Below are 16,513 nucleotides of genomic sequence, written 5' to 3' on the forward strand. Positions count from 1 at the left end.
CCCCCCGCATAGCCGGTGGCGCCGGTGACCCCCACCGTCCACGTCCGCTGCTCCGTCACGATGCATGACCATACACGTTCATGCATGAAACCTCATTCGCGGGGTGCCCGCCAGCGCCGGGTGGGTCGTCAGGTGCGCCGGCCGAACACCGGCGTCCCGCCCAGCGGATCGTCCTCGCCGTAGGGGCGCAGACGCAGCTGCCGGACCCCGTCGCCGGGGGTCAGGCCGCGCAGGACGTCGGGCTCGTCGGCACCCACCCGCATGAGCCGGCCGGACCAGGCGTCGAGCTCGCCGGCCGCGAGGGCGGCGACGAAGCCGACCACCTGCTCCGGCGGGGTCCACTCGTCGTAGCCCTGCCAGACCGGCATCGACCGGGTCATCGGGGTGTCGACGACGCCCGGCGAGAGGTCGAAGGCGTGCACGCCGCTGCCCTCGAGGGCGGCCGCGAGCGTCTCGGTGAACCGCATCAGGCCGGTCTTGGCCGTGCAGTAGGCCGAGTACTCGGCGCGGCCGCGCACGCTCATCCCGCTGGCCAGGGAGACGACCCGGCCGCTGCCGCGGGCGAGCATGCCCGGCACGACGGCACGGGTGACCAGGAAGGCGCCCCGGATGTGGCTGGCGACCACGTCCCACCACTGGTCCGGGTCGGCCTCCCAGACCGGCACCTCGGCGGCGTCGACCAGGCCGGCGTTGTTGACCAGCAGGTCGACCCGGCCGAACTGCTCGGTCACCCGCGCCACGGCGGCGTCGACGGCCTGCCGGTCGGTGACGTCGGCGGCGACCGCCAGCGTGCGGCCCCCGGTGGCGGCGGCCACCTCGTCCATCGCCGTCCGCAGCCGGTCCTCGCCGCGGGCCAGGCCGGCGACCGCCGCCCCGCGGGCGGCGAGCCCCTCGGCGAGCGCGCGGCCGATGCCGGTGGAGGCGCCCGTGACCAGCGCGACGGTGCCCGCGAGCCCAGCGGCCCCGTCCAGCGGCTCCCCGCTCCCCCGTTCCGGGACCCGCCCCGAGCCTGCGAGGGGTGGGGAGGACGGGGTCATCCCACGGTGGGGGGCCGGGGGTCCTCCCTCAGCCACGGAGCACCGCCCCGGTGGCCCGGCCGGCGGCCTCGACCGCCGCGGTGAAGGCGGCGGCGGCCTCCTCACCGGTCAGCGTCCGGTCCGGCGCCCGGAAGGTGAGCGCGTACGCCAGCGACCGGTGCCCCTCGGGCACCGGCGGTCCGGTGTAGACGTCGAACAAGCGCAGCTCCTCCAGCAACTCCTCGGCGCCCTCGGCCAGCGCCGCGCGGACCGCGGCCTCCGGGTGGTCGTCGGCGACCACGAGGGCGACGTCCATGTGCACCGGGGGGAAGGTCGACAGCCGCGATCCGACCGGCACCGCGGCGGCCGGCAGCGCGTCGACGTCCAGCTCCATGACCGACGTGCGCGCCGGCAGGTCGAGCGCGGCGCACACCCGCGGGTGCAGCTCGCCGGCGTGCCCGACCACGCGCTCCCCGCCGGCACCGTCGGTCACCAGCAGCTCGGCGCAGCGACCGGGGTGCCAGGGCGCCCGCTCGCCCGCCCGCACGGTCAGCTCGACCCCGGCCGCCGCGGCCACCCGGCGGGCGGCCTGCACCGCGTCGGCCCAGCCGGCCGGCCGGCCGGGCCCCCACCAGCCGCGCGGCTCGCGGTTGCCGGCCAGCGCGACGGCCACGTGCCAGGGCTGCGCCGGCACGGCCTCGTAGAGGGCGGTGATCGTCGCGTCGTCCGGGCGGCGGTCCACCCCGGGCACCGGGGCAGGACGGCGCAGCCCGCCCGGGAAGACCGAGCCGTGCTCGAACAGGGCGAGGTCGCGCTGCCCGCGGGCGACGTTGCGGCCCAGCGCGGCGAGCAGCCCGGGCAGCAGCGTCGTGCGCAGCGCCGGCTCCTCCTCCGACAGCGGGTTGCGCACCAGCACGACCCGGCGGCGCTCGTCGTCGGCGGGCAGGTCCAGCGCGTCGAACACGGGCATGCCGACGAACGGGTACGAGGGGGCCTCGACGTGGCCGTCCTCGGCCAGCGCGCGGCCGATCGCCCTCCGCCGGCGCTGCTCCTCGGTCAGCCCCCGGCCCGGCGGCGCGGTCGGCAGGACCGACGGGACGGCGTCGTACCCGGACAGCCGCACGACCTCCTCGACCAGGTCGGCCGGGTCGGTCAGGTCGGGCCGCCAGGACGGCGGGACGACGCTGAGCCGGGCGCCGGCGGTCGTGACCGTGCAGCCGACCGCCTCCAGCCGGGCGACCACCTCGTCGGTCGGGTACGGCACCCCCGCGGTGCGGGCCGGCCGGTCCGCGTCGAGGCCGATCGGCTCGCGGCCGGTGCGGGTGTCGACGTCGACCGGGCCGCCGACGACCCGCGCGCCGCCGTACTGCTCCAGCAGCCGCGCGGCGCGGGCCAGCGCGACGACGGTCATAGCCGGGTCGACACCGCGCTCGAAGCGCTTGGCCGCCTCGCTCGGCAGCCGGTGCCGCCGCGCGGTGCGCGCCACGCCGGTTGGTTCCCAGTGCGCGGCCTCCAGCAGCACGGCCGAGGTCGAGTCGCCGATCTCGGTCGACGCGCCGCCCATCACCGCGGCCAGCCCGATCGGCCCGCTGTCGTCGGTGATCAGCAGGTCGTCGGGGTCCAGCGCGCGGTCGGCGCCGTCCAGGGTGGTCACCCGCTCCCCCGGGCGGGCCCGGCGGACGACGATCGGCCCCTTCACCGCGTCGCGGTCGAAGGCGTGCATCGGCTGGCCGAGCTCGAGCATCACGTAGTTGGTGACGTCGACGGCCAGCGAGATCGAGCGGACACCGGCCTGCTGGAGGCGGCGGCGCATCCACCACGGGCTGGGTGCGGTCGGGTCCAGGCCCTCCAGCGCCAGCATGGAGAAGCGGTCGCAGCGGTCGGCGTCGTCGACCGCGACCTGCCAGGCGGGCTCCGCAGCCGCGGCCGGCGGGGGCACCGACGCGGCCGGGTCGCGCCAGGCCGTCGCCAGCCCGGTGCCCATCTCCCGGGCCAGGCCGCGCATCGACAGGCAGTAGCCGCGGTCGGGCGTGACGGCCAGCTCGATCACCACGTCGTCCAGGCCGACCACGGGCGCCGCCGGCGTGCCGGGCGCCGGGCCCGCCTCGGATCCCTGGCCGCCGCCGGCCAGCACGAGGATGCCGGCGTGGTCGTCGCCGATGCCCAGTTCGCGGACCGAGCAGATCATCCCGTCGGAGACCCGGTCGTACGTCGTCCGCGCGGAGATGGCGAAACCGCCCGGCAGCACCGCGCCGGGCAACGCGACGACCACGGTGTCGCCGACGGCGAAGTTGGTCGCGCCGCAGATGATGCCCCGGGGACGTCCCTCGCCGACGTCGACCTGGCAGTACCGGATAGGCTTCTTGAAGCCGGACAGCTCCTCGATCTCCAGCACCCGGCCGACGACGAGGGGGCCGGTGACCTCCTCGGGCCGGTGGATCGCCTCCACCTCGAGGCCGAGCCGGACGAAGGCGGCGTCCAGCTCATCCACCGTCGTCCCGGTCGGGACGTCGACGTACTCGGCCAGCCAGCCGATGGGGACCCGCACTACTGCTCCACTCCGCTGCTCCGCAGCCCGTCCGCCGCGCTCCTCGCCCGTCCCTCGCCGGGATGCGCGCTCACTGGTCCACCCCGAACGTCCGTGTGAACCGGACGTCGCCCTCGACGATGTCGCGCATGTCGCCGACGCCCGAGCGGAACTGCAGCGCCCGCTCGATGCCCATGCCGAAGGCGAACCCGGAGTACTCGTCGGGGTCGATGCCGCAGGCCACCAGCACCCGCGGGTTGACCATGCCGCAGCCGCCCCACTCGACCCAGCGCGGGCCGTCGCGGTGCTCGGGGAACCAGACGTCGAACTCCGCCGAGGGCTCGGTGAACGGGAAGTACGACGGCCGCCAGCGGGTGCGCGCGTCGGCGCCGAACAGCGCCCGGGCCAGGTGGTCGAGGGTGCCGCGCAGGTGCGCCATGGTCAGCCCGCGGTCGACGGCCAGCCCCTCCACCTGGTGGAAGACCGGGGTGTGCGTCGCGTCGAGCTCGTCGGTGCGGTAGGTGCGGCCCGGCGCCACGATGTAGATCGGCGGCGTGCGGGCCAGCATCGTGCGGGCCTGCACCGGGCTGGTGTGCGTGCGCAGCACCAGCCCGGAGTCCTCGTTCCCGTCCCGCCCGCCCGCGATGAAGAAGGTGTCCATCATCGTGCGCGCCGGGTGGTCGGGCGCCATGTTCAGCGCGTCGAAGTTCAGCCACTCCGCCTCGAGCTCGGGGCCCTCGGCGACCTCGTAGCCCATGCCCACGAAGATGTCGCTGATCCGCTCCATGAGCGTGGTGACCGGGTGCCGGGCACCGCGCGGGTGCCGGTCCCAGGGCAGCGAGACGTCGACCCGCTCCTCGGCCAGCACCCGCGCGTCGCGCTCGGCCTCGAGCTGCGCGAGGCGGGCCTCGTAGGCCTCGGTGACCGCCTGCCGGGCGGCGTTGACCCGCTTGCCGGCGTCCGCACGCGCCGCCGGCGGCAGCGCGCCCAGTTCGCGGCGCGCCAGCAGCACCGGGGCGCGGTCGCCGAGGTGCGCGGGCCGGACCGCGGCGAGCCCGGCCAGGTCGGCCGCGCCGTCGAACGCCGTGCGCGCGGCGGACACCGCGTCGTCGAGCGCCTCCGGGGAGAGCGCGGCGACCTGCTTGGGGTCGTAGGGGTCGTTGGCGCCGGACACGGGAGGCCATTCTGCCCGCCGGGGTGGGTGCCCCGCGCCCGGGTTTGCCGACCGGGTGCCCGCCGGGCGGGTGGCGGCCGGCCGCGGACCGGGCCGCGACGGCCGGCGGCGCCGTCCGGGATGCGGGACGGCGGTCCGTCGCTCACGCTCGACGGCGCACCCCTCTCCACCCGCGGCCCCGTCCGCACCGACCGCAGGAGCCTCCTGTTCCCGACGCGCCCTCGGCCCGGCCGCCGCTCCAGATGGTCTCCGCCGCGCTGGCCACCCTCCCCGGCGCCGTCCTGGGTGCCTTCGCGTACCTCGGCGGGTCGGTCGAGTTCCTGCCGCCCGTCGTCCAGGCCCTGGTCTACGGTGCGGCGATCGTCGGCGCGGCGTTCCTGCTCTCCTGGGCCGCGGAGGCCGCGCAGGTCGACATCAGCGCCGGTCTGGCGCTGGCCCTGCTCGCGCTGCTCGCCGTGCTGCCCGAGTACGCCGTCGACTTCGTGTTCAGCTTCCAGGCTGGTCAGCTCTACGCCGAGGAGGGCTCGTGCACGCCGCCGGAGGGCGGGGCGAACCCGTGCTCGCTCGCGCTGGCCAACATGACCGGGGCGAACCGGATCCTGGTCGGCGTCGGCTGGCCGCTGGTCGTGCTGATCGCGGGCTGGGCGGCGGTGCGCGATCGGCGGGCCGCCGCCGAGGCACCGAGCGTCCCGCGCCCGGGTGCGGTGGAGCTGCCGCCGTCCATGTCCACCGAGGTCGCCTTCCTAGGCTTCGCCACGCTCTACTCGCTGACGCTGCCGCTGCGCTCGACGTTGACCCTGGTCGACGCCGCCGTCCTGGTCACGCTGTTCGCGCTCTACGCCTGGCGGCTGGCCAAGGCACCGGCCACCGAGCCGGACCTGCTGGGCGCCTCGGAGTGGGTCGGCACCCAGCCGCGGAAGCGCCGGCGCACCTGGGTCGCAGCGATGTTCGCCTTCGCGGCCGTGGTCATCCTGCTCACCGCCGAGCACTTCGCCGAGGCGCTTGTGATGACCGGTGAGCAGCTGCGGATCAGCGAGTTCCTGCTGGTCCAGTGGGTGGCCCCGCTGGCCAGCGAGTCGCCGGAGCTCATCGTCGCCTGCCTCTACGCCTGGCGGCTGAAGGCCTCGGACTCCCTCGGCACCCTGCTGTCGAGCAAGGTCAACCAGTGGACGCTCCTCGTGGGCACCATCCCGCTGGTCTTCGCGCTGTCGTCGACGAGCTTCGACGGGCTGCCGGTCGACTCCAACCAGCGGCTGGAGCTGCTGATCACCGCCGCGCAGTCGCTGTTCGCGGTGGCCCTGCTGCTCGACCTCAAGCTGGCCCGGCGCGGGTCGGTCGCGCTGCTGACCCTGTTCCTGGTGCAGTTCCTCAGCAGCATCCTGCTGCCCGGGGCCGTCGACCGGGCGATCATCCTCGTGCTCTCGGGGGTGTACGGGCTGCTCGCGGTGGCGCTGTTCGTCCGCGGCCGGGGCCGGACGTTCCGCCTCGTCAAGGAGGGCACGGTCACGTCGTTCGACGTCCTCCTGCGGAAGGACGCGGAGCAGGCCGAGGGCCCGCGACCGCGGCGCTAGACCCCGGCCGCGGCTGGCACGATCCCGCCGTCGGTCGCGGCGGGGCGGAGGTCGGGCATGGCGGTGCTGCTCGCCCTGCTGTCGTCGCTGGTGTACGGGGCCGCCGACTTCTGCGGCGGGCTGGCCACCCGGCGGGCCACGGCGCTGGCCGTCGTCGCCGTGTCGCAGGCGGCCGGGCTGGTCGCGCTGCTGCTCCTGCTCCCGCTGCTCGGCGGCGACCCGACGGGGGCCGACCTGGCCTGGGGTGCCGGTGCCGGGATCGCCGGCGGCGGCGCGCTGGTGCTCTTCTACCGCGCGCTGGCCGGCGGGGTGATGAGCGTGGTCGCCCCCGTCACCGGCGTCTGCGGAGCGGCGGTGCCGGTGGTCGTGGGCGTGGGCCTGGGCGAGCGGCTGCACCTCCTGGCCGCCGTCGGGATCGGCCTGGCACTGGTCGCCGTCGCGCTGGTGGCCGCCGAGGGCGGCCTGCCCGGGCCGGCCGCCGTCCGGTCGGCCGGCCTGCTCCCCGCGCTCGCGGCCGGCGCCGGCTTCGGCCTGTTCTTCGTGCTGCTCGACCGCACCCACCCGGGGAGCGGCCTGTGGCCGCTGGCCGGCGCCCGGGTCGCATCGATCGCGCTCGTGGTCGCCGTCGCCCTGGCCGTGCGGACGGCGCTGCGCGTGCCGCGGTCGGTGCTGCCGCTGGTGCTGCTGGCCGGGTCGGCCGACATCACGGCGAACGCGCTGTTCCTGCTCGCCGCGCAGCAGGGCCAGCTGGCGGTCACCGGCGTGCTGGCCTCGCTCTACCCGGCGAGCACGGTGCTGCTCGCCCAGCTGGTGCTGCGCGAGCGGCTGGCGCGCACCCAGCTGGCCGGGCTGGGCACCGCGGCGGTCGCCGTCGTGCTCATCTCGCTGCCCGGGTGACACCCGGTCCCGGCCCGGGCCCTGCGAACGGTGGGTGGGAAGGGATTCCCCTACCGCGCCTGCTGGGTGGCGTAGAGGCAGATCGCCGCGGCGGCGGCCAGGTTGAGGCTCTCGGCCCGCCCGCGCATCGGGATGCGCACCCGCGCGTCGGCCATCGCGGCGAGCTCCGCCGGCACGCCGCGGGCCTCGTTGCCGAACAGCCACAGCACCGGACCGGCCAGCCGCTCGACGACCTCGGGCAGGGCGGCCTCGCCCGCGCCGTCGGCGGCCAGCACGGTGGCGCCCGCGGCGCGCACTGCTGGCAGCAGCTCGTCGAGCGCCGCCGTCCGGACGACGTCGACGTGGAAGTGGCTGCCCGCGCCGGCGCGCACCACCTTGCCGCCGAACGGATCGGCCGAACCGGCGCCGAACACGACCGCGCCGGCGCCGCAGGCGTCCGCCGTCCGCAGCACGGTGCCCGCGTTGCCCGGATCGGCCACCTCGGCCAGCGCGACGCCGAGAGCGGGCGGGTCGTCGGTCAGCCGCGACACCGGGACGTCGGGCAGCGCGCACACCGCGAGCAGGCCCTGCGGGGTGACCGTCTCGGACAGCGACGCGGCGGCCCTCTCGGTCACCAGCCGCACCGGCACGGACGCCGGACCGAGCAGGTCGCCATGCGCGGCCGCGGCGGCCTCGGTCGCGTACACCTCGCGGACGACGTCCGGACGGCGCAGCGCCTCGGAGACCGCCGGCCGCCCCTCGGCGAGGAAGGCGCCGGCGGCGTCGCGTCCGGAGCGCCGGGTCAGCTTGCGGACGGCGACGATCCGCGCCGACCGCTCGGTGAGCGGCGCGCTCACCCGCCCGCCCCCGTGCGCGGGAGAGCGTCGCGCGCCGACCGGCGCGAGGTGAGCAGCACGGGGACGACCGGCCCGGGGACGGCGACGCCGCCGGGGCGGGTCACGGGGACCCGCACCCGACGGCGCGTCCGGTGCTGCGAGCGCGGTGCCCGCGCGGCGTGGGGGCCGGGTGGTCCTTCGTCAGGCGGCCTGCTCCGGCGCCGGGGCGGCGGCGACCGCGGCCCGGGCGGTCTGGACGAGGGCGGCGAAGGCGGCCGGCTCGTTGACCGCCAGCTCGGCGAGCACGCGACGGTCGAGGTCGACGCCGGCGAGCTTGAGGCCCTGCATGAACCGGTTGTAGGTCATGTCGTTCTGGCGGGCCGCGGCGTTGATCCGGGTGATCCACAGCTTGCGGAAGTCGCCCTTGCGCGCCTTGCGGTCGCGGTAGGAGTAGGTGGCCGAGTGCAGCACCTGCTCCTTGGCCTTGCGGTAGAGCCGCGAGCGCTGACCGCGGTAGCCGCTGGCCTGCTCGAGGGTGGTGCGGCGCTTCTTCTGGGCGTTGACCGCCCGCTTCACGCGTGCCACGGAAGTGCTCCTGTCTCAGTCGGTACGGCGGACGGTCAGCGACCGAGCAGCTTGCTCATGCGCTTGGTGTCGGCGGGCGAGAGCACCTGGTCGGCGTCCAGGCGGCGCTTGCGGGTGGAGGGCTTGTGCTCGAACTTGTGCTGGTTGTTCGCCTGCTCGCGCATGAGCTTCCCGCTGCCCGTGACGCGCACCCGCTTGGCGGTGCCCTTGTGGGTCTTGTTCTTCGGCATGTCCTCGGTCCTCGTCGTCCTTCGTCGTCGGTGCGTGCGGCAGCATCGACCGCCGCACGTCACCGAACCCTCGGTGGTGCGGTCCCCGGCCCTCCTGCCGGGCCCCGTCGCGAGCTGGAAGTGCTGGGGGCAGGAGGGCCCTACGTCAGGCGCTGGGCGCCTGCTCCTGCGCGGCCCGCTCGCCCTTCGCCTGCCTGCGGCCGCCCTGCTGGGCCTGCGCCTGCTGGTTCCGGTGCGGGGCGATCACCATGACCATGTTCCGGCCGTCCTGCTTGGGGTTGGACTCGACGACGCCCAGCTCCTGGACGTCGGCGGCCAGCCGCTGGAGCAGCCGGTAGCCCATCTCCGGCCGGGACTGCTCGCGGCCGCGGAACATCACGGTGATCTTGACCTTGTCGCCGCTCCGGAGGAAGCGCTCGACGTGGCCCTTCTTGGTCTCGTAGTCGTGCGGGTCGATCTTGAGGCGCAGCCGCATCTCCTTGATCACGGTGAGCGCCTGGTTCCGCCGGGCCTCGCGGGCCTTCTGGGCGGACTCGTACTTGAACTTCCCGTAGTCCATGAGCTTGACGACGGGCGGCCGGGCCATGGGCGCGACCTCGACGAGGTCGAGCTCGGAGTCCTGGGCCAGGCGGAGCGCCTCGCCGATCGGCACGATGCCGACCTGCTCGCCCTCCGGTCCGACCAGGCGGACCTCGGGGACGCGGATACGGTCGTTGATGCGGGGCTCGGTGATGGCCTCTCCTCTGCTGCTGCCTGGGGAGGAGTCGCTGGCCCATCCGGTGCGGACGACGAAAGGCCCCGCGAGCAGTGCTCGCGGGGCCCACTCGCCAGTGCGCACGAGCGGGCTCGTGCGCGTCGCGGGACCGTCGCCGGCTCCCGCGAACCGGAACCCGGCCGCCGTCTCCGGCGTCGGGTGGGAGCGGGCTCCTCTTGGTCCGGCGGCCCGGGGCGGGGCCGCCGTGTGGTTCGCGCGCCTCGATGTAGCGGGGGGAGGCGCGCCCATGCTACAGCGCCGGCCGCCGCCCGGTCATTCCCGGTCGCCAGGCCCCCTGCCCCGGTGCCGTCCCCACCCGGGACGCGCGGGGAGGTGGTCCTTCTTCAGTCGTCGTGCAGCAGCGGCGGGGGCGCGGGGCGTGCCGCCCGGGCGGCCGCGTGCAGCGCGCGCAGGCCCTCGACCGCGCGCACGGCGCGCTCTTTGTCGGCGGCCTGGACGGCGAACAGGGACACCTCGTCGTCGTCGGCGAGCAGCAGCGAGGCCCAGGGCGAGTGCCGGTCGAAGCGGACCGCCCGCACCGACTCCCACGGCACCTGGTGCCGGACGGCGATGTTGAGGATGCGCACGCCGCCGGCGTCGGCGTCCACGCGGGACCGGGCCAGCGCGAGGATGCCCGCGGCGATGAAGAGGCCCAGCCCGATCATGGCCACCTGGTCGGACGTGCGGAACGCGACGACGCCCGTGGTCGACTCCTTGAGCAGCACGCCGACGACGGTCATGACGACGACGACGGCGGTGGCGGCCGCGGCGCAGACCAGCCGCATCCGGCGGGGCACGGCCGACACCGGAGGGGGAAGGGGAGGCGAGGCCACGCCGCCATCGTCCCAGGCCCACGGGACAGGCGGCCGGTGCCGGCGCCCGTGGCAGGGTTGCCTCCCGTGCCCCGCCCCGTGCCCCGGCCCGCGCCGCCCGTCGAGGGCCTGGTCGACCGGGTCCGCGGCGCGCCGCCGCGGCTGGGCCGCACCCGGCTGGTCTGCGTCGACGGCCCGGCCGGCTCGGGCAAGACGACGCTGGCCGGCCGGCTCGCCGACGCGCTCGGCCCCGGCGCCGCCGTGCTGCACATGGACGACGTGTACGCCGGGTGGACGCTGACCGGTGCCTTCGCCCGGCTCGCGGCCGGCGTGCTGCGCCCGCTCGCGGCCGGCACCCCGGGCGCCTACCACCGCTACGACTGGCACGCCGGCGCCTTCGGGACGGTGCCGACGCCGGTGCCGGTGCCCGATGTGCTGGTCGTGGAGGGATGCGGCAGCTGCCCCCGCGCCGCCGACCCGTGGACGGCGCTGCGCATCTGGGTCGAGGCGCCGGCCGACGTCCGGTTGGCCCGCGGCCTGACCAGGGACGGCGCGGCGCTGGCCGGGCACTGGCGGCGCTGGCAGCTCCTCGAGGCTGCGCACTTCGCGGCGGAGGGCACCCGGGCGCGGGCCGACGTCGTCGTGGATGGCACGGCCCGCACCGGCCGGTGATCCGCGTCACCCCGGCACGGCGCGGACACATCCCCGCAACGCGGGGCGCGCACCATGGACACGTCCGCCGGACGACGACGGCGGACCGCTCCCGGCGACGACGGCGACGCCGACCACACGGCAACCGAGGGGGACCTGCGTGATCGAGACGCCGGAACGGGCCGAGGTCGGCACCGCGCCGCCGCTGGCCGGCTACACCGTCGCGGTGACCGCCGCCCGGCGCAAGGAGGAGCTCGGCGCGCTGCTGGACCGGCGCGGGGCGCGGGTGGTCTACGCGCCGGCCATCCGCATCGTCCCGCTGGCCGACGACGCCGAGCTGGTCGCCGCCACCCGCCGGGTGCTCGCCGAGCCGGTCGACCTGGTGGTGGCCACGACCGGGGTGGGCTTCCGCGGCTGGCTCGAGGCCGCCGACGCGTGGGACCTCCCCCTCGTCGAGCACCTGCGCGATTCCCGGGTGCTCGCCCGCGGCCCCAAGGCCCGGGGCGCCATCCGCGGCGGCGGGCTGACCGACGCCTGGTCGCCGCCCTCGGAGAGCTCGGCCGAGGTGCTCGAGCACCTGCTGTCGGGCGCCGAGGGCGAGCTGGCCGGCCGGCGCGTCGCCGTCCAGCTGCACGGTGACCCGCTGCCCGACTTCGTGGCCGCCCTGCGCGCCACCGGCGCGGAGGTGCTCACCGTGCCGGTCTACCGGTGGGTGCTGCCCGAGGACGTCGGCCCGCTGCGCCGGCTGGTCGCCACGGTGGCCGCGGGCGGCGTGGACGCGGTGACGTTCACCAGCGCGCCGGCGGCGGCCAGCCTGCTGCAGCTGGCCGGTGAGCTCGGCCGGCTCGACGAGGTGGTCGCGGCGCTGACCGGCGGGGTGCTGCCCTTCGCGGTCGGTCCGGTCACCGCCGGCCCTCTGGAGGCCGCCGGCGTCCGCACCATCCAGCCCGGACGGTCGCGGCTGGGCGCGCTGGCCCGCGAGGTGGTCGCGCGGCTGCCCGACCGCGACCCGGTGCTGCGCGCCGGCGCGCACGAGCTCCAGGTGCGCGGGCACGCCGTCCTGCTCGACGGCCGCCTGGTCGAGCTGCCGCCGGGCCCGATGGCGGTGCTGCGCGCCCTGGCCGGGCGGCCCGGCGCGGTGCTGTCGCGCCCGGAGCTGGTCCGGGTGCTGCCCGGGGGCGGTGACGGGCACGCCGTGGAGATGGCGGTGACCCGGCTGCGGGCGGCGCTGGGCGCACCGGTGGTCGAGACGGTGGTCAAGCGGGGGTACCGGCTGGCGGCCTGACCGGGCGGCGGCCTCACAGCGGCTCCGGCGCGCTGTGCGAGGCATGTACCGGAGCGGTCACGCGCACGCGGCAACGGCGAAACGGCGGCTTCCTAGCGTCGCTGGTCAGGGGGACGGCGCCCGACGCAGGGCGCGCCTCCGACCCAGCCGACCGCCTCGCCCCCAGGGACCGCCATGACCTCGACCCGCGCCGACTCCGACGTCCTCGCCGCACCACCGCCGGCACCCGCACCCGCGCCCCCGGCCGCCGCCGGCCCGGTCCGCCGGCTCGGCTCGCGCTGGATCGACCACTACGAGCCCGAGGACCCGGACTTTTGGGCCTCCCCGCAGGGCCGCCCGGTCGCCCGGCGCAACCTCGTGTGGTCGGTGCTCGCCGAGAACATCGGCTTCAGCGTGTGGCAGATGTTCAGCATCGCCACCGCCGTCCTGGCCTCGATCGGCTACGGGTTCACCAGCGACCAGCTGTTCTGGCTGGTCGCCACGGCCGGCCTGGTCGGCGCGATCATGCGGGTGCCCTACACGTTCATGCCCGCCCTGCTGGGCGGTCGCAACTGGACCGTGGTGAGCGCCGGGCTGCTGCTGGTGCCGGTCACCCTGCTCGTCGTCGCGTCGACCACCGGGGCGCCCTACTGGTTCTGGGTGCTCACCGCGGTCACCTGCGGTTTCGGTGGAGGCAACTTCGCCTCGTCGATGGCCAACATCTCGTTCTTCTACCCCGATAAGGAGAAGGGCTTCGCGCTCGGCCTCAACGCCGCGGGTGGCAACATCGGCGTGGCGGTCATCCAGCTGGTCGGCCCGCTGGCGGTCGCCGCCGGGGCGATCGCCGTCGTCGGCGGCGGCACCGGGACGACGGAGGCCGGCGACGCCCGCTACGTGCAGAACGTCGCGCTGATCTGGGTGCCGTTCATCGCGTTGGCCGTCCTCGGCGCCTGGTTCGGCATGCACAACCTGTCCGGCGCGAAGGCGAACATCGGCGACCAGGCGGCGATCGCCCGCCGCCGGCAGACCTGGATCATGTCCTTCCTCTACATCGGCGCGTTCGGCTCGTTCATCGGCTTCTCCGGCGCGTTCCCGCTCGTGCTGGCCAACGAGTTCGCCGCGGACACCTACCGCTACGCCTTCCTCGGCCCGCTGGTCGGCTCGCTGTCGCGGCCCTTCGGCGGCTGGTTGGCCGACCGCGTCGGGGGCGCGAAGGTGACCGTCGCGACCTTCGTCGGGCAGGCGCTGGCGATCGGCGCGGCCATCCTCGCCCTCCAGGCGGGCAGCTTCGCCGGCTTCCTCACCAGCTTCCTGGTGCTGTTCACCGTCGTGGGGATGACCAACGGGTCGACCTACCGGATGATCCCGATCATCTACCGCGCCGAGGCGGCCGCGGCCGGCGGAGGCCGGCCCGTCGAGCAGGTGCTGTACCGCGCGCGGCGGGACACCGCCGCCGCCGTCGGCATCATCTCGGCGGTCGGCGCGCTCGGCGCGGTCTTCATCCCGCGGATCGTCGCGGAGTCGTACAACGCGACCGGCGGGGTCGGCACGGCGCTGGGCGCCTTCTGCGCCTTCTACGTCGCGTGCGTCGCCGTGACGTGGTCCGTCTACCTGCGTCGCGGGACGCTGATGCAGCGCGCCGGCGTCTGACCGGTCCGCCCGGAGGGGCGGCCACCGGGAGCCCACCCGGTGGCCGCCCCTCCGTCGTGCCCACCCCCGGAGGCGGGGACCGCCCCGAGTGGTGAGCCCGCGGTCGGCCGGCGTGCGGACGTCGCGCCCGGACGGGGATGATCACCGGGTGAGGGACGACCTGCCGGAGGATCCGCTGCCCGAAGGACGCCTGCTGGTCGAGTCGGGCGAACTCGTCGCCGGGTCGATGAGCCGGACGGCGGCCGGTCTGCTGTTCGGGGCCGCGTCAGCGGCGGTCCGGCTGGAGGACCGCTGGGCCGCCTGCCTGCGGGACGCCGCCACGTCGGCGGCGGCCGTGGGCGCCCCCCGCGAGCGGATGCGCGCCGGCGCCGCGCTGGCCTTCGCGACCGAGCTGGTGGTCACCCGCACGCGCCAGGGCCGGCCGGTCCGCGACGACGGCTTCTTCACCCCCGACGGACGACGCCGGTCACCAGCCGACGAGCTGGCCGAGGCCGTCGTCCTGGCCGCCAGGCGGTCGACCGACGAGCGGTGGGTGCGGCACCTGGGTTACCTGCTCGGCGAGGTGGCCGTCTCCCCCGACGTGGACGCCGGACTGGCCGGGCGGGCGCTGCGGACCGCCGCGGGCCTCGGGTGGCGCCAGCTGGCGCTGCTCGCCGGCGTCGGCCGACGCGACCGGGTGCCGCTGCCCATGGCGCCGCTGTCCGACGAGCCGCGGCCGTGGACGGCATGGGGCGCGCGGGAGGACGTCGCCGACCTGCAGCGCGCCGGCCTGCTCGACCCACCGGTGGCCGCGCCCCGCTTGGGCGGGGCGGCGCAGCCGCGGCTGCGCGCCGCGGACCTGCGGCTCACCCGGCGCGGCGTGCTGCTGCACCGGCTGCTGGTGCTCGACTTCGTCCGCGACGACGCGGTCGCCGCAGCGCTGGCCGACCTGGGGCTACCCCGCTCCTGACCGCCGCCGCGCGACGAGCACGGTGTCCGGCGCGGGGTTGCCGGTGCGCTCCACCGCCCCGGGATCGCGCTCGCGGGTCCCGGTGACGACGTCGCGCCACTCCGCGAGGTCGAGGACCGCCGCGACGTCGTCCGCGGTGTGGTGCAGCTCGGGGTCGTGCCGGTGCGCGTGCTCGCCGGCCCGTCCGTGGGCGGGCGCGTGCTCGTCGACGGCGGCCTCGGTGAGCAGGTGACCGACGACGAGCAGGGTGCCGCCCGGTGCCACGGCGGCCGCCAGCCGGCGGAACAGCGCCGGCCGGTCGGCGCCGTGCGAGTGCAGGTAGTGCGCGGTGACCAGGTCGAACCGCCGCTGCGGCGGGGTCCACGCGTGCAGGTCGGCCCGCACCCACTCGATGCGCTCGTCGAGATCTCGCCGGCGGGCCTGTGCGGCCGCGCGGTCCAGGGCGACGGTGGAGTAGTCCACCGCGGTCACCCGCCAGCCCCGCTCGGCCAGCCAGACCGCGTCGGCGCCCTCGCCGCAGCCAGCGTCCAGCGCGGTGCCGGGGACCAGGTCGCCGGCCTCGACGACCAGCGGCCGGTTCGGGCGCCCGCTCCACACCTCCGGCGCCGACCGGTACAGCTCGTCGTAGCCCTCCCGGTCCCAGGCGGTCATGCCGCCACCCGCTCCGCCACGGCGCGCCGCGCCTCCTCGGCGACCAGGTCGGCGTTGATCATCGCGCCGGCCCGGAGCCCCGCGGCCGCGGAAACGACCACCTGCGCCGACAGGTCGGCGACGTTGCCCGCGACCCAGACGCCCGGGACGGCGGTCGCCCCGGTCGGCTCGGCTGCGACGGCACTGCCGACGACGGAGCCGGCCATCTCCACCGGCGCGGCCGCGAGGCCGAGCTCGGCCAGGATCCCGGCCCGGGCGGTGAAGCGCGGCGCCACGACCAGCACCGACCGGCCGACCACCTCCCCCGAGGCGAGCCGGACGCCGGTGAGCCGGTCCTCGGACACCTCGACGGCGACCACCTCGCCGTCGACGACCCGGATGCCACGGGCGATCAGCTGCTCCAGCTCGTCGGCCGGGAGCTCCGGTCCGGTGTGGCGGAAGAAGACGACGTCGGCGCTCAGCTGCCGGAACAGCAGGGCCTGGTGCACCGCCGTCGGGCCGGTCGCGAGGACGCCGATCGGCCGGTCGCGGACCTCCCAGCCGTGGCAGTACGGGCAGTGCAGCACATCGCGCCCCCACCGCCCGGCGATCCCGGGGACGTCGGGCAGCTCGTCGACCAGTCCGGTGGCCACGAGCAGCCGGCGGGCGGCGACGGTCGAGCCGTCGTCGAGGGCGACCGCGAACCCGCCGTCCCGCCGCGCGACCGCGGTGACCGTGCCGGGCACGACGGTGCCCCCGTAGCCCGCGAGCTCCGCCCGGCCGAGGGCCAGCAGCTCGCCGGGCGGCGTCCCCTCCCGGCCGAGGTAGTTGTGCACCCCGTCGGCCGGCGCGTTGCGCGGCTGCCCGCCGTCCACCACGAGGACCGACCGCCGGGACCGCGCGAGCGCCACCGCACCGCTGAGCCCGGCCGCTCCCCCACCGATCACCACGACGTCGTACCGCTGCTCCGTTGCGCTCATGCCGCCAG

General features: G+C 76.5%; 16 protein-coding genes. 6 read left to right on the top strand and 10 right to left on the bottom strand.

Annotated features, from left to right (window positions below):
• Window positions 1-128 precede the first annotated feature (128 nt).
• The 3 genes from OF117_RS21395 to pheS all read right to left on the bottom strand — a co-directional run bounded on the left by OF117_RS21395 (window position 129) and on the right by pheS (window position 4,717).
• A complete protein-coding gene (locus tag OF117_RS21395; RefSeq protein WP_263554882.1) occupies window positions 129-1,037 on the bottom strand; it encodes an SDR family NAD(P)-dependent oxidoreductase in 909 nt (302 codons plus the stop codon).
• A gap of 28 nt (window positions 1,038-1,065) precedes the next feature.
• Complete coding sequence (gene pheT / locus OF117_RS21400; protein WP_263554883.1) at window positions 1,066-3,564, bottom strand: phenylalanine--tRNA ligase subunit beta; 2,499 nt, start codon at window positions 3,562-3,564, stop codon at window positions 1,066-1,068.
• A 70-nt stretch (window positions 3,565-3,634) separates the two neighbouring features.
• Window positions 3,635-4,717, bottom strand: coding sequence for a phenylalanine--tRNA ligase subunit alpha (gene pheS / locus OF117_RS21405; protein ID WP_263554884.1), 1,083 nt, complete (start codon window positions 4,715-4,717; stop codon window positions 3,635-3,637).
• 242 nt (window positions 4,718-4,959) lie between these two features.
• Between pheS and OF117_RS21410 the strand changes: the two genes are divergently transcribed.
• Window positions 4,960-6,288 (top strand): hypothetical protein, encoded by a 1,329-nt coding sequence (locus OF117_RS21410; protein ID WP_263554885.1) that lies wholly within the window; start codon window positions 4,960-4,962, stop codon window positions 6,286-6,288.
• 57 nt (window positions 6,289-6,345) lie between these two features.
• On the top strand, window positions 6,346-7,185 hold the full coding sequence (locus OF117_RS21415) for a DMT family transporter (RefSeq protein ID WP_263554886.1): 840 nt from the start codon (window positions 6,346-6,348) through the stop codon (window positions 7,183-7,185).
• A 50-nt stretch (window positions 7,186-7,235) separates the two neighbouring features.
• On the opposite strand, the gene OF117_RS21420 is transcribed toward OF117_RS21415, so the two are convergent.
• The 5 genes from OF117_RS21420 to OF117_RS21440 all read right to left on the bottom strand — a co-directional run bounded on the left by OF117_RS21420 (window position 7,236) and on the right by OF117_RS21440 (window position 10,402).
• Window positions 7,236-8,021, bottom strand: coding sequence for a TrmH family RNA methyltransferase (locus tag OF117_RS21420; RefSeq protein ID WP_263554887.1), 786 nt, complete (start codon window positions 8,019-8,021; stop codon window positions 7,236-7,238).
• A gap of 180 nt (window positions 8,022-8,201) precedes the next feature.
• The gene (rplT, locus tag OF117_RS21425; protein WP_263554888.1) at window positions 8,202-8,585 is read right to left on the bottom strand and encodes a 50S ribosomal protein L20; all 384 of its coding nucleotides are present in this window, start codon (window positions 8,583-8,585) and stop codon (window positions 8,202-8,204) included.
• Window positions 8,586-8,620: 35 nt separating this feature from the next.
• Complete coding sequence (gene rpmI / locus OF117_RS21430) at window positions 8,621-8,815, bottom strand: 50S ribosomal protein L35 (protein WP_263554889.1); 195 nt, start codon at window positions 8,813-8,815, stop codon at window positions 8,621-8,623.
• A gap of 145 nt (window positions 8,816-8,960) precedes the next feature.
• On the bottom strand, window positions 8,961-9,653 hold the full coding sequence (gene infC, locus OF117_RS21435; RefSeq protein ID WP_263554890.1) for a translation initiation factor IF-3: 693 nt from the start codon (window positions 9,651-9,653) through the stop codon (window positions 8,961-8,963).
• A gap of 260 nt (window positions 9,654-9,913) precedes the next feature.
• Complete coding sequence (locus OF117_RS21440) at window positions 9,914-10,402, bottom strand: PH domain-containing protein (protein ID WP_263554891.1); 489 nt, start codon at window positions 10,400-10,402, stop codon at window positions 9,914-9,916.
• Between the two features lie 66 nt (window positions 10,403-10,468).
• Here OF117_RS21440 and OF117_RS21445 point away from each other — a divergent pair, with 66 nt between their 5' ends.
• The 4 genes from OF117_RS21445 to OF117_RS21460 all read left to right on the top strand — a co-directional run bounded on the left by OF117_RS21445 (window position 10,469) and on the right by OF117_RS21460 (window position 14,895).
• A complete protein-coding gene (locus OF117_RS21445; protein WP_263554892.1) occupies window positions 10,469-11,053 on the top strand; it encodes a uridine kinase in 585 nt (194 codons plus the stop codon).
• 139 nt (window positions 11,054-11,192) lie between these two features.
• Complete coding sequence (locus OF117_RS21450) at window positions 11,193-12,317, top strand: uroporphyrinogen-III synthase (protein ID WP_263554893.1); 1,125 nt, start codon at window positions 11,193-11,195, stop codon at window positions 12,315-12,317.
• Window positions 12,318-12,491: 174 nt separating this feature from the next.
• Window positions 12,492-13,946, top strand: a complete 1,455-nt coding sequence (locus OF117_RS21455) for an MFS transporter (RefSeq protein ID WP_263554894.1) — start codon at window positions 12,492-12,494, stop codon at window positions 13,944-13,946.
• A gap of 148 nt (window positions 13,947-14,094) precedes the next feature.
• Window positions 14,095-14,895, top strand: a complete 801-nt coding sequence (locus OF117_RS21460; protein WP_263554895.1) for a hypothetical protein — start codon at window positions 14,095-14,097, stop codon at window positions 14,893-14,895.
• Here the strand turns inward: OF117_RS21460 and OF117_RS21465 are convergent.
• On the bottom strand, window positions 14,881-15,546 hold the full coding sequence (locus OF117_RS21465) for a class I SAM-dependent methyltransferase (RefSeq protein WP_263554896.1): 666 nt from the start codon (window positions 15,544-15,546) through the stop codon (window positions 14,881-14,883). The two genes, OF117_RS21460 and OF117_RS21465, sit on opposite strands and share 15 nt — an antisense overlap.
• Window positions 15,543-16,505, bottom strand: a complete 963-nt coding sequence (locus OF117_RS21470) for an NAD(P)/FAD-dependent oxidoreductase (RefSeq protein WP_263554897.1) — start codon at window positions 16,503-16,505, stop codon at window positions 15,543-15,545. Before OF117_RS21470 ends, OF117_RS21465 begins: the two co-directional genes overlap by 4 nt.
• Window positions 16,506-16,513 lie beyond the last annotated feature (8 nt).

Origin of the sequence: Geodermatophilus sp. YIM 151500 (assembly GCF_025716945.1) — a bacterium.
In the GTDB taxonomy this organism is placed as follows: Bacteria; Actinomycetota; Actinomycetes; order Mycobacteriales; family Geodermatophilaceae; genus YIM-151500.

What these genes read in the sequence shown, in the direction of transcription:
- OF117_RS21470 (WP_263554897.1), bottom strand. Translation starts at nt 16,505, where the DNA reads ATGAGCGCAACGGAGCAGCGGTACGACGTCGTGGTGATCGGTGGGGGA.
- OF117_RS21410 (WP_263554885.1), top strand. Translation starts at nt 4,960, where the DNA reads ATGGTCTCCGCCGCGCTGGCCACCCTCCCCGGCGCCGTCCTGGGTGCC.
- OF117_RS21455 (WP_263554894.1), top strand. Translation starts at nt 12,492, where the DNA reads ATGACCTCGACCCGCGCCGACTCCGACGTCCTCGCCGCACCACCGCCG.
- OF117_RS21415 (WP_263554886.1), top strand. Translation starts at nt 6,346, where the DNA reads ATGGCGGTGCTGCTCGCCCTGCTGTCGTCGCTGGTGTACGGGGCCGCC.
- OF117_RS21465 (WP_263554896.1), bottom strand. Translation starts at nt 15,546, where the DNA reads ATGACCGCCTGGGACCGGGAGGGCTACGACGAGCTGTACCGGTCGGCG.
- rpmI (WP_263554889.1), bottom strand. Translation starts at nt 8,815, where the DNA reads ATGCCGAAGAACAAGACCCACAAGGGCACCGCCAAGCGGGTGCGCGTC.
- OF117_RS21395 (WP_263554882.1), bottom strand. Translation starts at nt 1,037, where the DNA reads ATGACCCCGTCCTCCCCACCCCTCGCAGGCTCGGGGCGGGTCCCGGAA.